This is a genomic window from Streptomyces sp. NPDC031340, assembly GCF_055569945.1.
Genome location: NZ_JBVIIE010000027.1, coordinates 71,784 through 88,986, shown reverse-complemented (window position 1 = coordinate 88,986; position 17,203 = coordinate 71,784). Strand labels below are relative to the sequence as shown.

General features: G+C 74.2%; 18 protein-coding genes. 8 read left to right on the top strand and 10 right to left on the bottom strand.

All coding sequences use genetic code 11. The features are described from left to right. Window positions 1-663 precede the first annotated feature (663 nt). Window positions 664-2,364 carry an aa3-type cytochrome oxidase subunit I gene (ctaD, locus tag ACZ5GT_RS22120; protein ID WP_469027748.1) on the top strand — a complete coding sequence of 567 codons (1,701 nt, stop codon included), beginning with the start codon at window positions 664-666 and terminating at the stop codon, window positions 2,362-2,364. A gap of 3 nt (window positions 2,365-2,367) precedes the next feature. After that, complete coding sequence (locus ACZ5GT_RS22115; protein ID WP_469027745.1) at window positions 2,368-2,964, top strand: hypothetical protein; 597 nt, start codon at window positions 2,368-2,370, stop codon at window positions 2,962-2,964. On the opposite strand, the gene ACZ5GT_RS22110 is transcribed toward ACZ5GT_RS22115, so the two are convergent. Then, window positions 2,933-3,331 carry a nuclear transport factor 2 family protein gene (locus ACZ5GT_RS22110; protein ID WP_469027742.1) on the bottom strand — a complete coding sequence of 133 codons (399 nt, stop codon included), beginning with the start codon at window positions 3,329-3,331 and terminating at the stop codon, window positions 2,933-2,935. The two genes, ACZ5GT_RS22115 and ACZ5GT_RS22110, sit on opposite strands and share 32 nt — an antisense overlap. A gap of 103 nt (window positions 3,332-3,434) precedes the next feature. On the opposite strand from ACZ5GT_RS22110, the gene ACZ5GT_RS22105 reads away from it, so the two are divergent. Beyond that, entirely contained in the window at window positions 3,435-4,196 is a 762-nt protein-coding gene (locus tag ACZ5GT_RS22105) for a class I SAM-dependent methyltransferase (protein ID WP_469027737.1), read from the top strand. 268 nt (window positions 4,197-4,464) lie between these two features. Here the strand turns inward: ACZ5GT_RS22105 and ACZ5GT_RS22100 are convergent, their stop codons facing one another. The 6 genes from ACZ5GT_RS22100 to ACZ5GT_RS22075 form a co-directional block, all read right to left on the bottom strand. Further along, complete coding sequence (locus ACZ5GT_RS22100) at window positions 4,465-5,631, bottom strand: serine hydrolase domain-containing protein (RefSeq protein ID WP_469027729.1); 1,167 nt, start codon at window positions 5,629-5,631, stop codon at window positions 4,465-4,467. Window positions 5,632-5,727: 96 nt separating this feature from the next. Beyond that, window positions 5,728-6,696 carry an acetylxylan esterase gene (locus ACZ5GT_RS22095; RefSeq protein ID WP_469027721.1) on the bottom strand — a complete coding sequence of 323 codons (969 nt, stop codon included), beginning with the start codon at window positions 6,694-6,696 and terminating at the stop codon, window positions 5,728-5,730. A 180-nt stretch (window positions 6,697-6,876) separates the two neighbouring features. Next, window positions 6,877-7,023 (bottom strand): hypothetical protein, encoded by a 147-nt coding sequence (locus tag ACZ5GT_RS22090; RefSeq protein WP_469027714.1) that lies wholly within the window; start codon window positions 7,021-7,023, stop codon window positions 6,877-6,879. Between the two features lie 27 nt (window positions 7,024-7,050). After that, window positions 7,051-7,635, bottom strand: coding sequence for an Rv1733c family protein (locus ACZ5GT_RS22085; protein WP_469027708.1), 585 nt, complete (start codon window positions 7,633-7,635; stop codon window positions 7,051-7,053). Window positions 7,636-7,805: 170 nt separating this feature from the next. Beyond that, complete coding sequence (locus ACZ5GT_RS22080) at window positions 7,806-8,561, bottom strand: ferredoxin reductase (RefSeq protein WP_469027705.1); 756 nt, start codon at window positions 8,559-8,561, stop codon at window positions 7,806-7,808. Beyond that, entirely contained in the window at window positions 8,554-9,159 is a 606-nt protein-coding gene (locus ACZ5GT_RS22075) for a sulfite oxidase-like oxidoreductase (protein WP_469027702.1), read from the bottom strand. Before ACZ5GT_RS22075 ends, ACZ5GT_RS22080 begins: the two co-directional genes overlap by 8 nt. Before the next feature lie 190 nt (window positions 9,160-9,349). Between ACZ5GT_RS22075 and ACZ5GT_RS22070 the strand changes: the two genes are divergently transcribed. Further along, window positions 9,350-10,267 (top strand): NADP-dependent oxidoreductase, encoded by a 918-nt coding sequence (locus ACZ5GT_RS22070; RefSeq protein WP_469027695.1) that lies wholly within the window; start codon window positions 9,350-9,352, stop codon window positions 10,265-10,267. After that, the gene (locus ACZ5GT_RS22065) at window positions 10,264-10,977 is read left to right on the top strand and encodes a GNAT family N-acetyltransferase (protein WP_469027692.1); all 714 of its coding nucleotides are present in this window, start codon (window positions 10,264-10,266) and stop codon (window positions 10,975-10,977) included. The genes ACZ5GT_RS22070 and ACZ5GT_RS22065 overlap by 4 nt, the downstream gene beginning before the upstream one ends. Here the strand turns inward: ACZ5GT_RS22065 and ACZ5GT_RS22060 are convergent. Next, the gene (locus tag ACZ5GT_RS22060; RefSeq protein WP_469027686.1) at window positions 10,974-11,414 is read right to left on the bottom strand and encodes a MarR family winged helix-turn-helix transcriptional regulator; all 441 of its coding nucleotides are present in this window, start codon (window positions 11,412-11,414) and stop codon (window positions 10,974-10,976) included. The two genes, ACZ5GT_RS22065 and ACZ5GT_RS22060, sit on opposite strands and share 4 nt — an antisense overlap. Before the next feature lie 277 nt (window positions 11,415-11,691). Between ACZ5GT_RS22060 and ACZ5GT_RS22055 the strand changes: the two genes are divergently transcribed. Next, window positions 11,692-12,522, top strand: a complete 831-nt coding sequence (locus tag ACZ5GT_RS22055) for a putative protein N(5)-glutamine methyltransferase (protein ID WP_469027683.1) — start codon at window positions 11,692-11,694, stop codon at window positions 12,520-12,522. 10 nt (window positions 12,523-12,532) lie between these two features. On the opposite strand, the gene ACZ5GT_RS22050 is transcribed toward ACZ5GT_RS22055, so the two are convergent. Continuing rightward, on the bottom strand, window positions 12,533-13,261 hold the full coding sequence (locus ACZ5GT_RS22050; RefSeq protein WP_469027680.1) for a hypothetical protein: 729 nt from the start codon (window positions 13,259-13,261) through the stop codon (window positions 12,533-12,535). A 143-nt stretch (window positions 13,262-13,404) separates the two neighbouring features. Next, window positions 13,405-15,471: a SpoIIE family protein phosphatase gene (locus ACZ5GT_RS22045; protein ID WP_469027676.1), complete on the bottom strand. Its 2,067-nt coding sequence runs from the start codon at window positions 15,469-15,471 to the stop codon at window positions 13,405-13,407. Between the two features lie 265 nt (window positions 15,472-15,736). Between ACZ5GT_RS22045 and ACZ5GT_RS22040 the strand changes: the two genes are divergently transcribed. Further along, window positions 15,737-16,612, top strand: a complete 876-nt coding sequence (locus ACZ5GT_RS22040) for a hypothetical protein (RefSeq protein WP_469027671.1) — start codon at window positions 15,737-15,739, stop codon at window positions 16,610-16,612. Window positions 16,613-16,751: 139 nt separating this feature from the next. Next, on the top strand, window positions 16,752-17,111 hold the full coding sequence (locus ACZ5GT_RS22035) for a hypothetical protein (RefSeq protein ID WP_469027667.1): 360 nt from the start codon (window positions 16,752-16,754) through the stop codon (window positions 17,109-17,111). The last annotated feature ends 92 nt before the right edge of the window (window positions 17,112-17,203 follow it).

Genomic DNA, 17,203 nt, shown 5'->3' with positions numbered 1-17,203 from the left:
ATACCTCCCCCCCCCCCCCCCCTCCCCCCCCCTCCCCCCCCCCCCCCTCCCCCCCCCCCCCCCCCCCCCCCCCCCCCCCCCGCGGCGTTCCGGGGTCACAGCGACGCCCGGCGGGGCGCGGGTTGGGCCGGTCGGGACCGCGGGTGAGTCGTTCGGCCCCTGCTGCCGCGCACCGCGCGCTGTGAGAGTGAGCCTCGAGTCCGCGAGACGTACGGCGGCGGGGTCCTCCCTCACAGGATCCCGCCACCGTGCCCCACCACCGGGCCGCTCAGGGGGCGGACCGGCGGTGTCACGTCCCGCGGGCGGGCGGCGGTGTGGGGACCGTGGCCCGTCGCCACGGCGGCTCCTCGGAAGCGGGGCGGGCCGGGTCACCCGCCTCCGCACCGGGCCCGCGCACCACCGGCGGCCGGCGACACGGTCGCCGCAGGGATCACCGCACGGCGGTGCGCGGGCCCGCACCACGCCAGGACGCCTCCGCTGGCTCCTGGCCAGGGCCCATTGGGCCCTGATCGCGGGACCATCGCAGGGACTGCTGGGCCCTGCCGGGCCGGGCGGCCCTCTGACGATCATGTGGCGGCGGTCGGGAAGCGCCGCGCCGCGCAGCGCGCGCGGAGCACTCCCCGGCCGGTGAGCCATGTGAACGGATTCGGAGGACACCGCCCGGTGGACGAGGTACTGATACAGCAGACGGAGCAGGTCCCCGGGGCGCGGACGCGTCCCGCGGTCCGCGGGCGGGCGGACGTGGCCGTCCGGCCGGTCGAGCGGCCCGCGTGGACGGAGTGGCTGACCACCACCGACCACAAGAAGATCGGGACCTTGTACCTGGTCACCTCGTTCGCGTTCTTCCTTCTCGGCGGCGCGCTGGCGTTGCTGATGCGCGCCGAACTGGCCCGTCCGGGCCTGCAGGTGATGTCGAACGAGCAGTTCAACCAGGCCTTCACCATGCACGGCTCGATCATGCTGCTGCTGTTCGCGATGCCGCTGTTCACGGGCTTCGCCAACTGGCTGATGCCGCTGCAGATCGGCGCGCCCGACGTGGCCTTCCCGCGGCTGAACATGCTCGCCTACTGGCTGTTCCTGTTCGGCTCGCTGATCGCCGCCGGCGGCTTCCTCACCCCGCAGGGGGCCGCCGACTTCGGCTGGTTCCTCTACGCCCCGCTGTCGGACGCCGTGCACTCGCCCGGCGTCGGAGCCGACATGTGGATCATGGGCGTGACGCTGTCCGGCTTCGGCTCCATCCTGGGGGCGGTCAACTTCATCACCACGATCATCTGCATGCGCGCCCCGGGCATGACCATGTTCCGCATGCCGATCTTCACCTGGAACGTGCTGCTGACGGGTGTCCTCGTCCTCATCGTCTTCCCGGTGCTCGCGGCCGCGCTGCTCGCCCTGGAGATGGACCGCAAGTTCGGCAGCCACATCTTCGACGCCGCCAACGGTGGGGCCCTGCTGTGGCAGCACCTGTTCTGGTTCTTCGGCCACCCGGAGGTCTACATCCTGGCGCTGCCGTTCTTCGGCATCGTCAGCGAGATCGTCCCGGTCTTCTCCCGCAAGCCGATGTTCGGCTACATGGGCCTGGTCGGCGCGACCATCGCCATCGCGGGTCTGTCCGTCACCGTGTGGGCGCACCACATGTACGTCACCGGCGGGGTGCTGCTGCCGTTCTTCTCCTTCATGACCTTCCTGATCGCGGTCCCGACCGGCGTGAAGTTCTTCAACTGGATCGGCACCATGTGGAAGGGCAGCCTGTCCTTCGAGACACCGATGCTGTGGGCCACCGGCTTCCTGGTCACCTTCACCTTCGGCGGCCTCACCGGCGTGATCCTCGCCGCCCCGCCGCTGGACTTCCACGTCTCCGACTCGTACTTCGTCGTCGCGCACTTCCACTACACGCTGTTCGGCACGGTGGTGTACGCCATGTTCGCCGGATTCCACTTCTGGTGGCCGAAGTTCACCGGCAAGATGCTCGACGAGCGCCTCGGCAAGGTCACCTTCTGGACCCTGACGGCCGGCTTCCACCTCACCTTCCTCGTCCAGCACTGGCTCGGCGTGGAGGGCATGCCCCGCCGGTACGCCGACTACCTCGCGGCCGACGGCTTCACCGCACTCAACACCCTGTCCACCATCGGCTCGTTCCTGCTCGGCCTGTCGTTCCTGCCGTTCCTCTACAACGTCTGGAAGACCGGCAGGTACGGCGAGCGCGTCCACGTCGACGACCCCTGGGGGTACGGCCGTTCACTGGAGTGGGCCACCTCCTGCCCGCCGCCGCGGCACAACTTCCGCTCGCTGCCCCGCATCCGCAGCGAATCCCCGGCGTTCGACCTGCACCACCCCGAGATCGCCCAGGCCGAGAAGGCGGCGTGACCCGTGGACCGATCCGTCCTGGCGCTCGCCACCGCGCTGGTGCTGTTCTCTGGCTGTGTCTGGTACGTCCCGGCCGTCGCCGACCTGCGGGCCGGCGACGACCGGCCCGCCTCGACCCGCACGGCCGCGGCGGCCTGCCTGACCGGCTGGGCCGCGGTCGCGGGCGTGGCCGCCCTGCTGGCCGCGACGCCCGTGTGGTGGGCGCCCGCCGACGCGGCGGTCGCGGGCGCCCTCGCGACGGCCGGCCTGCGGATCCGCGCCGCGGTGCAGCGGCGGCGGGAGGCGCGGGAGACCGCGTCGCACCTGGCGGCGCTGCGGCTGGGCCCCGTCACACCGCCGTACGGCGGGAGGGGATCCCGGGGCGTCATCGCCGCCCTGGTGGGCTCCGGAGTGCTCGGCGGCACGGCCGTCGCGGCCTGCCTGATCGTGGCCGGTCCCGGCAGCGGCCGGGCCTGGACGGCGACCGCGGCCGCCTCCACCGCGGTCGTCGCCCTGTTCGTCGCCCTCGCGGTGACGTACGCGGCGCGCCCGCCGTCCCGGCGGACGCACCGGGCCGCCGGCGTGGCGATCAGCCGATCCGCGCCTGAGCCTCCTCGCTGATCCGGTCGAACTGGGCGCCCATGGCCGCCGCCAGCGCCTGGGCGGCGGACAGCGGCCGCACCATGACCGTGAACCGGTCGATCAGTCCCTCCTCGTCGAGGTGGATGAAGTCGCAGCCGGTCAGCGCCCGGTCGCCCACCCGCGCGCTGAACACCAGGGCGTGGTCGCGGCCGTCGGCCCCGGCGAGCTCCTGCTCGTACCGGAAGTCCTCGAAGACGCGCGCCACCCCGCGCAGGATCGCCGCGGTGATCGCCTTGCCCGAGTACGGCGCGAAGGCCACCGGGCTGGTGAACACGACGTCCTCCGCCAGCAGCGCCTCGACGGCGTCGAGGTCACCGGCCTCCACCGCTTCGCGGAACGCTCGCATCGGATCACCTCATAGTCAATTAGTGGAGTAGGTGCAGAGGAGACTAGTCAGCGGCCGGGGCGGTGTCCATGCGTGTGCTGCCGCCCTGTCCTAAGCTGACGCGGTGTTCAGCCCCGAAGGCCCCACCCTGCGCGAGCTCGCCGTCCAGGCGCTGTCGTCGGTCGAGCGCGGCTACGACCTGCTCGCGCCGAAGTTCGACCACACCCCGTTCCGGACACCCGACGCGGTGCTCGACGCGGTCGCCGCCGACCTGGCCCGCACCGGCTCCTTCGACGCCGGGCTCGACCTGTGCTGCGGCACCGGCGCGGGGACCGGCGTCCTGGCGCGGGTGTGCCGGCGCCGTGTCGTGGGCGTCGACTTCAGCGCCGGGATGCTCGCCGTCGCCCGTGCGCGCGCCGTCGGCGCCGGGCCGCGCGCGGAGTACGTCCGGGCGGACGCCCGCGCGCTGCCCTTCGGCCCCGTCTTCGACCTCGTCGTCAGTTTCGGGGCGTTCGGCCACTTCCTGCCGCGCGAGCTGCCCGGTCTGTTCGCGCAGGTCCACTCCGTGCTGCGGCCGGGCGGAAGCTTCGTGTTCCCGGTCCTGGCCCCGCCGCGGCCCTCGTCGCCCGCGTTCTGGATGCTGCTCGGCTTCGACGCGTTGATGCGGGTGCGCAACGCCGTGTGGCGGCCGCCGTTCGTCATGTACTACCGCGCCTTTCGGCTCGGGGAGGTGCGGGCGGAACTGGAGCGGGCCGGGTTCCTGGTGGAACTGCACACCCTGCCGGAGTTCGGGCGGCGCCGCGACGGCAGCCCACGGGTGCGCACGGTCGTGGCACGCCGCCCGGGCACGCCCGCTCAGCCTGCCGCGGACGGTGCGACCGCGTAGACCGGGACGGCCTGCCGGGGCGGGCAGGGGGCATCCGCCGGGGCGGACCGGGGCGTCGTGCCGGGCGTCCACCAGCAGTCGGTGATCAGCGGCGTACTGGCGGCCCGGCGGTACGGTGTACCGGCAGTCCGGCGGCCCGGCGTGCCGGCCGGCGCGCGGCGTGATCCGTACGGGCGGGCGGGCCGCCGGAACGGTCGGCGCCGGGCGGGCCGGTCCAATCCGCGTCGGCGTGGCCGTTCGGGCGGTACCGGCCCGCCGCGGGCGCCGTTCACAGTGCGCTGTACACGGCCTCGACCAGTGCCGTCTTGCGGGGGTCGTCGGCGATGTGCGGCCCCATCCGGTTCATCACGTAGCCCAGCGACACCCCGGCCTCCGGGTCGGCCAGTCCGCAGGAGCCGCCGAAGCCGTCGTGCCCGAAGGCCCGCGGGTTGGGGCCGTAGGAGCCGTTCCGCCCGCTCAGCCAGACGCCGAGCGCCACCTCGGTCTCCTGCCCGAAACCGGCGCCGAGCACCAGGTCGCGGCAGCTGCCCTGCCCCTCGCGCACCCGCTCGGCGGCCGTGGCGGACAGCACCCGCCGGCCGGCGTACGTCCCCCGGCCCGCGAGGATGCCGTACAGCGCGGCGACGGCCCGCGCGCTGCCGTGCCCGTTCGCGGCCGGGACCTCGGCGGCCCGCCAGGCGGGCGTGTTGGCCTCGGCCGCGCCCACCAGGGGATTGGCCAGCGCGGCCAGCGCCAGCGGCGTCAACTGCATGGGCGCGGCGGGCCGTTCGTCGTCCGCCGCGGCCTTCTGGTGCACCAGTTCGGCCGCCCGGTGGGCCTCCTTCTCCGGCAGCCCGATCGTGAAGTCGATCCCGAGCGGCCCGGTCACCTCGCGCTCCAGGAAGGCCCCCGGCAGCAGCCCCGAGACCCGCCGTACGACCTCGCCCACCAGGAACCCGAAGGTCAGGGCGTGATAGCCGGACACCGTGCCCGGTTCCCACCAGGGCTCCGTCGCCGCGAGCCGCCGTGTGGTCAGCTCCCAGTCGTAGAGCTGCTCGAGCGAGTGCGGCTCGCGCAGCCCGGCCAGCCCCGCCCGGTGCGACAGCAGATGCCGCACCAGCACCTTCTCCTTGCCGGCCGCGGCGAACTCCGGCCAGTACGCGGCCACCGGCGCGTCGAGGTCCAGCAGGCCGCGGTCGGACAGGATGTGCGCGCACAGCGCGACGGGTCCCTTGGAGGTGGACCACACGTTGACCACGGTGTCCCGCTCCCAGAGCCGGTCCCGCCGCGCGTCGGCCCAGCCGCCCCACAGATCCGCCACGGTGACCCCGTCGACGGTGACGGCGACCGCGGCGCCCAGTTCCTCCCGGTCCCGGAAGTTCTCCTCGAACGCCGTCCGCACCGCCGCGAACCGTGCGTCGCAGTGACCGTGCACCTGGGGATCGCGCTGCGCCATGGGCCCCTCCGTCGTCAGTCGAAGCCCGGGACGCGCCGTCGAGGCCCGGGCCGTCCGAACATACCGACTGGTCGGACAAGGGGGAAGGCCGGACCGTCAGGCGTACGACCGCAGCCAGCGCAGCTTGGCAGCCTCCTGGTAGGGGCCGCCGCCCTCGTGGTCGTTGAAGTCGTACACCTCGATCGCCTTGTCGTCGTGCGCCCAGGCGTTGAACGCCGCGAAGACCGTCGACGGCGGGCAGGTCTGGTCCTCCAGGCCCGTCGAGAACAGGGCCGGCGCCCGGCCGCGGGCGGCGAAGTGGACGCCGTCGAAGTAGGAGAGCGTGCGCAGGGCGGCCTCGCTGCGGCCGCGGTGGGTCTTGAGGAACAGCCCTATCTCCCGGTACGGGTGACTGTCCGTCAGCCTCACCGCGCGCGGGTAGTCGCACAGGAACGGCACGTCCGGCGCGACGGCGGCCAGGTCCGGGACCAGTCCGCCCACGGCGAGGGTGATGCCGCCGCCCTGGCTGGCGCCGACCGCCACTGTGCGGGAGGCGTCGGTCAGCGGGTGCGAGCGGGCCGCCTCCACGGCGCGCACCGCGTCGGTGAACACCCGGCGGTAGTAGTAGTTCTCGGGCGCGTCGATGCCCCGGGTCATGTAACCGGGGAAGGCGGGCGCGCCGCCCACCGGGTCCGGCGTGGCGCCGCCGCCGCCCCAGGTGCTGCCCTGGCCACGGGTGTCCATCACGAAGTGCGCGCGGCCCGTGGACGCCCACAGCAGGTGCTCGTGCGGCAGGCCGCGCCCGCCCCCGTACCCGACGAACTCCACCACCAGCGGCAGCGGTCCGTCCGCCGCGGCGGGCAGCCTCAGCCAGCCCTTCACCGGGTGACCGCCGAACCCGGCGAACGTCACGTCGAACACCCGCACCGTCGTCAGGCCCGTGTCCACCGGTTCGAAGCGGGCGTCGAGGTCGTGCTCGCGCGCCTCCTGCAGGGTCTTGGACCAGAAGGCGTCGAAGTCCTCCGGTTCGGTGGACGCGCTGCGGTATTCGCGGAGCTCGTCGAGGGGCAGGTCGAACAGGGCCATGAAGGACCGCCTTCGTGAAGGGTCAGTGCGGATGATCACACCGTACGTGGAAGGTCGGACGACTCGCCAGACCCGCACCGCATCCGGAGGCGGTCACGGCATCCCGCCCCGGTCTTTCCTTCGCTGGTCAAGCGGGGCGAGCACCACTCGTCCGGTGGTGGAAGGGGAGGCTCCGGCGGGCTACCGGCCGGTACGAATCGTCGGGTCACCACCTGCGGTGATCCGTACGACCAGCACGACCTGCACGACCTGCACGACCCGCACAGCCCGCACGACCAGCACGGCCCGCAGGACCAGCACGACCCGCAGGACCAGCACGACCCGCATGCCCCGGGCGGTACGCGGGGCTCGGCGTCACGCGCGGCGGCGCGTCCACTCAGGTCCGGTACGGGCCCATGCCCGTTCCCACTCGGCGAGCCGGTGCCCGAGCGCCACGCGGCGCACGACGGCGTGTCCGAGAAGCACCAGGGCCGCCGTCCCCGCGGCGGCGCACGCGCCGACGGTGAAGGCGTGCTGCCGGACGTCGCCTCGGCTCGGCGGCGGGGGGACCGTCCGGCCCCGGGAGTCCAGCCACACGTCGACGGTGTCCCCGCGCCGGGTGCCCGCCGGGACGCGCGCCCTCGCGGTGTGCGCCGCGCCGGCCGGATCCGTCCAGCGCACGGCCGCCCGGTAGGCGTGCCGCCGGCCGCTCTGCACCGTCGGCAGCATGTCGGGGGCGGGGCCGACGGCTTCGGCGCGCACCCGGTGCCGCTCGGCGCGCTGTGCCGCCGCGACGGCACGCGCGTCGTCATGGGCCCGCCGCCCGGCCGCCGCCCCCGCCAGCGGCGCGCCCACCACCAGCAGGACGGCGACCACCAGCACCGTCCACGCCTCCACGACATCCGACCGGCGCCGCAGCGCACTGCGCCGCCAACGCCAGCCGCGCACCCGGGTCCGCATGACGAACGGATACCCCGGCCGCCGGGGTTCCTTCCTCACCGCACCCGTCGGCCCCCGGCCCACCGCCCACACGTGTCCGGCGGGTCCGTCGCGCGCGTCGCGAGGGCTGGGCTCGCCGGCCGGCCACCGGCTTCGCTCGCCCTGCCCGGCGCGGCCGTCGGGGCGGCGGGTCAGCCGAAGCGTTCGATGCGGATGCGGTCGACGGGCTGGCCGGCCCGTACCAGGAGACGGGAGGCGTGTTCCGCGAAGCCGTTGGAGCCGCACACATAGGCCTCCCACCCACCGGGTGGCCGCTCGGCCAGGAGCGGCGCCACATGTGCGGCCGTCAGACGTCCCACCGGCAAGCCCTCCGGGGCGCGCCGGGTGAACACCGGCGTCGTCTCCGGGCCGAACTCCCGGGCGTAGATCAGTTCCTCGGGGCCGCGCGCGGACACCAGCAGCCGCAGCGGCACGGACAGGCCCCGCATCCGGTGGTGCCGCACCATCGACATCAGCGGCACGACCCCGGAACCGGCGCCGATCAGCAGCGCCGGGCGGTCGCCGGGCCAGGCGAAGAACCCGCTCAGCGGACCCCGCACCTCGACCCGGTCGCCGGGCCGGGCCACGGTGTGGAACCAGCCCGAGACCTCGCCGCCCGCGACGTGGTCCAGGGTCAGCTCGACGTGGCCCGCGTCGTCGGGCGCGGACGCGATGGAGTAGTGGCGCTGCGCCACATAGCCGTCCGCTGCGGTCAGCCGCAGCATCAGGTGCTGGCCGGGCAGATGGCCGGCCCACGCCGGCACCGCGAACCGGAAGGTCGCGGCGTGCGGCGTCTCGCGGCGGATCTCGGTCAGCGTGGCGGTCTGCCACCGCCCGGCGACCCGCTCGTTCACGGCGATGCGGCCGGGCACGGCGAACCGCGTCGGGGGAGTGAAGGTCTCAGTCACCGGAGTACCGCTGCTCCTGCCAGGGGTTGCCGCGGGCGTGGTAGCCGTTCTGCTCCCAGAAACCCGGCTCGTCGTGGTCGAGGAGCCGGATGCCGGCGATCCACTTGGCGCTCTTCCAGAAGTACAGGTGCGGCACCAGCAGCCGCGCCGGCCCGCCGTGCTCGGCGGTGAGCGGCCGGCCGTCGTACTCCCAGGCGATCCAGGCGCGCCCGCCGGTCAGGTCCGCCAGCGGCAGGTTCGTGGTGTACCCGGTGTGCGAGTAGGCGACGGCATGGGTGGCCGCCCCATGGGGCCGGACCACATCGAGGAAGGCGTCCAGGGACACGCCCCCGAACCGCGCCCCGAACTTCGACCAGCCGGTCACGCAGTGGATGTCCCCCTCGTGCACCGAACCGGGCAGTGCGTGCGCCTGCTCCCAGTCCCAGGTGTGCGGCCGCTCGACCAGGCCGTCGACGCGGAAGGTCCAGTCGGCGGGCGCCAGGTCGGGCGTGACCTCGGCGGACAGCACGGGCCAGTCGTCGCCCGCGTCGTACTGGCCGGGGGGCAGGCCGGGGCGGAGGGCGCGGGGGCGTCCGGTGAAGCCTCGGGTGACGTTCATACGGATCCAGCGGGACGGCGTCGGTAGCTCACGCACTCAACCGTACGTGCGTCCCGGGGGTGCTTCCGCACGTGCCGGCCCGGCGATCATTGCGGCCGTGTGAAGTCTCCGGCGCCGTGGGAATACCCGCTCGTCGATCTTCCTTGCCGCCTGTTGCCGACCGCGACAGCGAAGGAGAGTGGGAGCGGACATGCCGAAGGCGTACGTCTTCACACGGTACGGAGGGCCGGAGACCGAGGCCCTGATCGACGTGGACCGGCCCGTCCCCGGGCCGGGTGAACTGCTCGTGGCGGTGCGCGCCGCGGGCGTCAACCCCGTCGACTGGAAGCTGCGCGAGGGCTACCGGCGCCCCGGGGACACCGGTGAGCGCACGTTCCCCGCGGTTCTCGGCAACGAGGTCGCCGGCGTCGTGCGGGACACCGGCGACGGCGTCGAGGGTTTCGCCGCCGGGGACGAGGTCCTCGGCACGCCGATCACCGGCGGGTACGCCGAGTACGCGCTGCTGCCGGCCGACGGACTGGTCGCGCACAAGCCGGCCGCCCTGTCCTTCACCGACGCGGCGACCCTGCCCGTCGCGGGCGCGACGGCGTACGACGGCATCGACCAGCTCGGCCTGGAGGCCGGTGCCACCGTGCTCGTCACCGGGGCGGGCGGCGGGGTCGGCGTCGCCGCGCTGCAGATCGCCCGTGCCTTCGGACTGCGCGTCGTGGGACTCGCGAGCGAGGGCAAGAAGGATCTCGTGGAATCCCTCGGCGCCGTCCACGTGCCGTCCGGGCCGGGCTGGACCGCGCGGGTGCCGGGACCGGTCGACGGTGTGTACGACCTCGTGGGCGGCGACGTCCTCGAGGAGGCGGCGGGCCTGCTCGACGACCGCACCGGGCTGGTCACGGCCGGGGCGCCGCCGGAGGCGGTGGAACGGCTCGGCGGCTCCCGCGTGGCCCGCGTCCGCACCTCCGCCCGACTGGAGACGGTGGCCCGCCTGGCGGCGGACGGCGCGTTGGACCCGCACGTGACCCTGACCTACCCCCTCGACCGGGCCGGCGAGGCGCTGCGCGCCGTGGAACAGGGCCACGCCCGCGGCAAGACCGTGATCGAGGTCGGCGCATGAGCCACGTCCTGGACAACCCCGCCCTGACGTCCCTGACCGGCCCGCACGCGCACTTCGCCGAGCGGCGCGGCCGGGTGCTGCGCTACCCCGTCGACGTCTCGCCCTGGCTGGCGCTGCCCGACGACCCCGACGCCGGCGACTGGGCGGACCTCGCCGCGCTCGCGGGCCCCGGCGCGGAGGTCGCGCTGGCCGGCTTCGGCGGAACGGTCCCGGACGGCTGGGAGATCACCTTCCAGGCGGAGGGCGTGCAGTTCGTCGACGACGGGCTGGCGGCCGTCCCTGAGCCGGAGGCCGTCCGCCTCGGCCCCGCCGACGTGCCCGACATGCTCGACCTGGTCGAGCGCACCCGCCCCGGCCCGTTCCTGCCCCGCACCGTCGAACTCGGCACCTACCTCGGCATCCGCTGTGACGGCGCGCTGATCGCCATGGCGGGGGAGCGGCTGCATCCGCCCGGCTGGACCGAGATCAGCGCGGTCTGCACCGACCCCGCCTTCCGCGGCGAGGGCCTGGCGACCCGTCTGGTGCTGGCCGTCGCCCACGGCATCCGGGAACGCGGCGAGACCCCGTTCCTGCACACCGCCGCGAGCAACACGAACGCCATCCGCCTCTACGAGTCCCTGGGCTTCCGGCTGCGCCGCAGGACCGTCTTCCTCGCGGCCCGCACACCGGAACACCGGACGGACGCACAGGCGGTGACCGCCGCCGTCTAGTCCTCCGCGGCGCCGGTTCCCGGCCACGCGTTGTAGCGCGTGAGATACCCCGCGAACCGCTCCAGATCCTCTTCCGACCAGTCCGCGAGCCGTTCCCGGACGGCCGTCCGGCGGCTGCGGGTGACCCGGGCGAGGATCCGGCGGCCGGCGCCGGTGAGGTGCAGCACCTGCACGCGGTGGTCCTCCGGGTCCAGGCGCCGCTCGACCAGGCCGGCCCGCTCCAGGGCCGTCACCTGGCGGCTGACCGTCGACTTGTCCAGGGCATAGTGCGCGGCCAGGTCGGTCGCCCGGCAGCCGCCGCTCTCCTCCAGATGGCCGAGCAGGGTGTAGGAGACCAGCGACAGCTCGGGGTGCAGGCGCCCCGCGGATGCCCGGGCACGGCGGGCGAAGACCGTCATCTCCCGCTGGATGGTCTCCACGGCCTGCTGCGCCTCCACCGGGCCTCCCTCGCTCTCCTGGTTGCACCGTACAACCCGGAGCGCGGGGGGCGCCGTGCGGCCCTGACCGGGGAGGTGACCGGCGCATGCCACGGTGACCGGGGGCTGCGATAGGGTGACCGTCCGGCCGAGGAACGTCCCGGCCGCCGGTGGACCGAGGAGGTGGGAGTCATCACCGCTGTGCCAGATCGGGTGCTCTCCCCTCGCGTCGACGCGGACCGTCGCCGGTAGGTGACCGCGGGAGCGCCCTTCGACCACCGAAAGGCCCTCGGCTCGGATGCCTGCGTCGTCCCCTTCGTCCCCCTTCTCCCTTCCCGCCTCTTCTTCCGTGTCCTCCGCTTCTTCCTACGACGCCGTCGTCGCCGCGCTGCGCGCCGCGGGCTGCGTCTTCGCCGAGGAGGAGGCGCGGCTGCTGCTGTCCGCCGCCCGCACCCCGCGGGAACTGGCCCTGCTGGTCGACCGCCGCTCCGGCGGCCTGCCCCTCGAACTCGTCCTCGGATGGGCCGAGTTCCGGGGGCTGCGCATCGTCGTGGAACCCGGCGTCTTCGTCCCCCGGCGGCGGACCGAGTTCCTCGTCGAGCAGGCGCTGGCCCAGGCTCCGGCGGCCCGTGTCGTCGTCGACCTGTGCTGCGGCTCGGGCGCCGTCGGTGCCGCGCTGGCCGCCGCGCTCGGTTCGGTCGAGCTGCACGCCGCCGACATCGACCCGGCCGCGGTGCGCTGCGCCCGCCGCAACGTCGCCATGGCGGGCGGTCAGGTCCACTCGGGTGACCTGTTCGAGGCACTGCCCGCCGGCCTGCGCGGCCGCGTCGACGTCCTCGCGGCCAACGTGCCCTACGTCCCCACCGACGAGGTCGGCCTGCTGCCCCCGGAGGCCCGCGACCACGAACCGCTGGTCGCCCTGGACGGCGGCGCCGACGGGCTGCACGTGCTGCGCCGGGTCGCCGCCGAGGCGCACCGGTGGCTGGCCCCCGGCGGCTGCCTGCTGGTCGAGACGAGCGAACGGCAGGCCGGGGCGGCCGTGGACGCGTTCACCCACGGCGGGCTGACCGCCCGCATCGCCTCGGACGAGGAGCTCGGCGCCGACGTCGTGATCGGCGTCAGGTCGTAGCGCCGGCGCCCTACTGGCCGGTCGACGGCGACGGTGTCCGCTGCTGCCAGGGGCCGTGCCCCGGCATCATGCCGTGGTCGGATCCGTCGCCGTACCCGGGCATGTCGTGGTCGGATCCGTTCTCGTGCCCCGGCATCATGCCGTGGTCGCATCCGTCGTGGTGCCCGTCGTGGCGGCCCTCGCCCCAGGTGCCCGCCATGGCGTACACCGCGGTCCTCGTGGAGCCGGAACGCGGCCCGACCAGGACGGCGTTCTCGCCCTTCTTCAGTTCGCCGGTGCCGGAGCTCTTGTTGCCGTTGTGGTAGAAGACGGTGTTCTTGTTCACCGTCCACGTCCAGGCGGCGCCGTCCTCGCTCTTGACGGTCACCTGGTCGTCGTAGACCTTCTGGACGGTGCCGCGCTGCCAGGCGCGCACCACCCACTTGCCCGTGTCCGGGTCCTTGACGGTCGCCTCGCCGTGCACGCCCATGCGGGATGCGCACCGGTGGCCGGTTCCGTCCGGCGACGGCGTAACGGAGGCGGACGGGGAGGCGGCGGCGCCTCCGCCGGCGCCGTCCGAGGCCGCTGCGTGGGCGACGGTGCCGCCGAGGGCGAAGACGGCGACCGTGACCGCCGCCGTCACCGGGCGCGCCCGGCGGGACTGGCCCCGCACCGGCCTGCCCCGGCCCGCGCCCGGCGGACGGTCCGGCCCGCCCTGCCCCGTCGTCGGTTCCCGCTCCGGTGTCGGTTCGTGCGTCACGACTCGCTCCCATCGGCCACGGCACCCGGCCTCCGAGCGCCCTGCCTTTGTCCTGCCGTGTTCTTATTGTGACTGGAGGACGATAAGGGCGCGATAACAGATTCCCGGGGAAACCGCCCCCGGCGGATCGCCCCCGCGGCCGGTCAGCCCGGCTGCTGCACCCGGGCGATCAGCAGCGCCACGTCGTCGGGGTTGTCGGGCTGGTAGAGGGTGCGCAGCAGGAGGTCGCAGACCTCCTCCAGCGGGCGGTCGGGTCCGTCGAGCAGGCCGAGCAGCGCCTCCAGACGCTCGTCGAGAGGGTCCTGCCGGGTCTCCACCAGGCCGTCGGTGTAGAACACGAGCCGGTCGCCGGGCGAGAGGTCGATCGTGGTGGTGGAGAAGGCGACGCCGCCCACGCCCAGCGGCGCTCCGGTGGGCAGGTCGAGCAGTTCCGGGCGCCGGCCCTCGCGCAGCCGGGCCGGCGGCAGGTGCCCGGCGTTCGCGATCCGGCACTGCCGCGACTCCGGGTCGTGGACGGCGTACACGCAGGTCGCGATGGAGTGGTCGAGGCCCTCGGTGATCCGGTCGAGGTGCTCCAGGAGACGCGCCGGGTCGAGGCCGAGGGAGGCCAGTGTGTGCGTCGCGGTGCGCAGCCGGCCCATGGTCGCCGCGGCGGTGATCCCGCTGCCCATCACGTCGCCCACCACCAGCGCCGTCCTGCCGCCCTCCAGGGGGATGACGTCGAACCAGTCGCCGCCGACCTCGGTGGTGGTCCCGGCCGGCTGGTAGCGGGAGGCGACCTCCAGGCCGCCGGTCACCGGCGGATGGCTGGGCAGCAGGCTGCGCTGCAGGGTGAGCGCGGTGTTGCGGGCGTTCTGGTACCAGCGGGCGTTGTCTATCTGCACCGCCGCCCGGGACGCGAGCTCCCGGGCGAGCAGCAGGTCGTCCTCGGTGAACGGCAGCGGGTTGCGCGTGCGCTTCAGATCGAGCGCGCCGAGCACCTCTCCGCGGGCGATCAACGGCACGGCCAGGTACGAGTGGACGCCCGCGGCGGCCAGCAGTTCCGCCGCCTCGGGGGAGCGGGCGATGCGCGGCAGGTCGGCGTCCCGGACCTCGGCGACCAGGACCGGGAGGCCGGTGCGCACGCACTCGGTGACCAGGCGGTCGGCGCCGTAGGCCGCCACCTGCCCCGGGGAATCGGCCGCCCGCAGCGCCTCCGGGGCATCGTCCGCCCGCACGGCCAGCGCCCGGATCACCGCCGGCTCCGCGGGGCCGAGGCTGCTGCGTCTGCCCTCCGCGACCGCGTCGAGCAGGTCGACGGCGGCCACGTCGGCGAGTTCCGGGACGGCCACGTCCGCCAGTTCCAGGGCGGTGCGGTCCAGCTCCAGGGTGGTGCCGATGCGGGCCGAGGCGTCCGCGACCACGGCGAGCCGGCGGCGTGCCGTCTCCGCCTCGATGCTCGCCCGGTGCTGTTCGGTGACGTCCGCGACGGAAGCCGCCACGCCCAGGACGGCGCCGAGCGCGTCCTCCAGCCGGTACAGCGAGATCGACAGGGCGTGTTCCTCGTCCGGGTCGGCCGGGGTGTGGCCGACCACCCGGTGGCCGACGAGCGGCCGGCCGGTCTCCAGCACCTGGCTGATCGAGGCCTCCACGTCGTCGACGTCGAGATGCGGCAGGACCTCGCGGACCGTGCGTCCGATGTGCTCGCTCGCCGGCATGCCGTTGAGCCGTTCCATCGCGGGGTTGACCGACACGTACCGCATGTCGGTGTCCAGGACCGCCAGCCCGTTCGGCGACTGGGCGATCATCCGCGTGGACAGTGCCACGTCGCGTTCCATCTGCCGCACGGTCGACTGGTCGGCGCACAGGCCGAGCGCGTAGCCATCGCCCCGGTCGTCCAGCAGCCGCATGTTGCGGAACTCCACCAGGCGGGTGCTGCCGTCCTTGCGCCGGACGGGGAAGGCCCCGGCCCAGCTCTGGCCGGTGTGCATGACGTCGGCGAACAGTTTGATCACCAGGTCGACATGCTGCTCGTGCACCATGATCCGGGCGGCGTACTGCCCGAGCGCCTCCTGGGCGGTGTAGCCGAACAACTCCTCCGCCTGGGGGCTCCACAGCACGACGCGTCCGCGGGCGTCGAGGACCACCGATGCCACCCGCAGCACGTCGAGCAGGCCGCTGGGCCGTATCGACTCGTCGCCGTCGGCCAACGGGAACTCAGGTGCACTCATGGCACGCACCGCCTCGCCTCCTTGCGCGGCACGCTGTTCCCCCGTGCCGACTCCCCTGTTCTACCGCGCTCAACCGTCCCGGTGGCGCCTTCGTCGCCTTCTCGCGTCTCCCGGTACGGCGGGAGACGTGCGGCGAGCGGGTGACGGCAGTCCCGGGCGGGCCGTTCCGAAGGCCGACGCCCCGCGTTCGCTCATTGGTCTGTACATGACTATCCGGGCGCGCCAGACTGTCCGCCGACCCCACGCCCCCATGGAGGAACCCTCTATGCCGCTGCGCACCCGGCGACGCCGTACCGCCACGTCGGCCGCTCTCGCCGCCCTCGCCGTGCTGGCCGTCCTGTCCGACGCTCCGGCCGCCTCGGCCGCCGACACCTGGACCGAGGTGGGCTCCGACCGCGCCGACCCGCTGACCGAGAGCCAGGGCCTGACCTCCGTCGAGGTCCCGGCCGGCAGCGCCAACCGTTACACCGGCATCGGCACCATCCCCCTCGGCGTGAGCAGCCGCGGCTGGAACCACGTCGGCGACCCCGACGCCTCCTACGACGGCCACTACATCGAGCCGTACCAGCGGGACGACGGCGCGGCGAAGATGTTCCGCGTGCAGGCCCCGGACGGTACCTGGTCCGAGTACACGCACGCGCTCGGCTCCGGCGAGGCGCTCAACAACTCCTGGGTCGCCGTCTCGCCCGACGGCCAGTGGATGCTGGCGGGCGAGTACGGCACCATGAACCGGCTGCTGGTCTTCCCCACCCCGGGCGTCAACCCGTCCACCTCGCCCTCGGCGAACCTGCCCCAGGTATCCACCGTCCGCCTCGACCACGCCGTGCGGGACGTGCAGGGCTGCGACTTCTCCGGCCCGACGACGCTGCTGTGCTCCTCGGACGACCCCGACGGCACCCTGTTCGGAGTCACCAAGCCGCTGCTCCAGATCGGCCTGTCCGCGCCGCCGAGCGGCACCTCGGACGTCACCGGCCAGGTCACGGCCCTGCGGCAACTGCCACTGCGCAGCGCCTGCTCGGGCACGTTCGAGGCGGAGGGCATCGACTACGACCGCCGGACCGGCACGCTGCGGGTGATCGTGGTGTCCCCCGGTTTCTGCGTGCTGACCGACAGCAAGACGTACCGGTTCACCCGCGGCTGAGCGGCGGGGGCCGCGCCCGCGCGACGCCTCCGCGCTGATGCCCGCGCGCTGATGTGGTGCTTTTCTGGTGGGTGGGGCGCGGCCGTACGGGGAGACGGTCCCGTGGGGCCCCGGCCCGCCCACGGAAGGAGCGACCACGATGGACAGGCATCCGGAATCGGTCTCCGTCGAGATCAGCGACTGCAGCGAGGAGGACGCCCGGACCGTGTTCGACACCCTGTGCGCCTGCTTCGCGTCCGACCGGTGCGCCGAGGACGTGCCGGAGCGACTGGACGAGACACGGCCGACGGTGTGGCTCGGCACGTTCGACGTCACCGACACGCGCGGGAGCTGCGCGCCCGCCCACCTCTCCGGCACCGTCACCGCGGACGTCCAGGGCGGCTACTGGGCGGTGGACCGGCTGCGCACGACCCTCGGCTCGCTGTTCTCGGTGCGGGACCTCACCGGCGCCTCCGGCGACCAGGAGCGCGACGTCCACCTGCGGCTCACGAGCCTGTGACGCGAGACGGCCGCGGACCACCGCCGGCGACGGTGGTCCGCGTCACGCCCCCACGGTTGTGCAACTAGTTGCACAATCGGCGCGGAGTCCTC

What these genes read in the sequence shown, in the direction of transcription:
- ACZ5GT_RS22110 (WP_469027742.1), bottom strand. Translation starts at nt 3,331, where the DNA reads ATGCGAGCGTTCCGCGAAGCGGTGGAGGCCGGTGACCTCGACGCCGTC.
- ACZ5GT_RS22100 (WP_469027729.1), bottom strand. Translation starts at nt 5,631, where the DNA reads ATGGCGCAGCGCGATCCCCAGGTGCACGGTCACTGCGACGCACGGTTC.
- ACZ5GT_RS22095 (WP_469027721.1), bottom strand. Translation starts at nt 6,696, where the DNA reads ATGGCCCTGTTCGACCTGCCCCTCGACGAGCTCCGCGAATACCGCAGC.
- ACZ5GT_RS22090 (WP_469027714.1), bottom strand. Translation starts at nt 7,023, where the DNA reads ATGCGGGTCGTGCTGGTCCTGCGGGTCGTGCTGGTCCTGCGGGCCGTG.
- ACZ5GT_RS22085 (WP_469027708.1), bottom strand. Translation starts at nt 7,635, where the DNA reads ATGCGGACCCGGGTGCGCGGCTGGCGTTGGCGGCGCAGTGCGCTGCGG.
- ACZ5GT_RS22075 (WP_469027702.1), bottom strand. Translation starts at nt 9,159, where the DNA reads ATGAACGTCACCCGAGGCTTCACCGGACGCCCCCGCGCCCTCCGCCCC.
- ACZ5GT_RS22070 (WP_469027695.1), top strand. Translation starts at nt 9,350, where the DNA reads ATGCCGAAGGCGTACGTCTTCACACGGTACGGAGGGCCGGAGACCGAG.
- ACZ5GT_RS22065 (WP_469027692.1), top strand. Translation starts at nt 10,264, where the DNA reads ATGAGCCACGTCCTGGACAACCCCGCCCTGACGTCCCTGACCGGCCCG.
- ACZ5GT_RS22055 (WP_469027683.1), top strand. Translation starts at nt 11,692, where the DNA reads ATGCCTGCGTCGTCCCCTTCGTCCCCCTTCTCCCTTCCCGCCTCTTCT.
- ACZ5GT_RS22045 (WP_469027676.1), bottom strand. Translation starts at nt 15,471, where the DNA reads ATGAGTGCACCTGAGTTCCCGTTGGCCGACGGCGACGAGTCGATACGG.
- ACZ5GT_RS22040 (WP_469027671.1), top strand. Translation starts at nt 15,737, where the DNA reads ATGCCGCTGCGCACCCGGCGACGCCGTACCGCCACGTCGGCCGCTCTC.
- ACZ5GT_RS22035 (WP_469027667.1), top strand. Translation starts at nt 16,752, where the DNA reads ATGGACAGGCATCCGGAATCGGTCTCCGTCGAGATCAGCGACTGCAGC.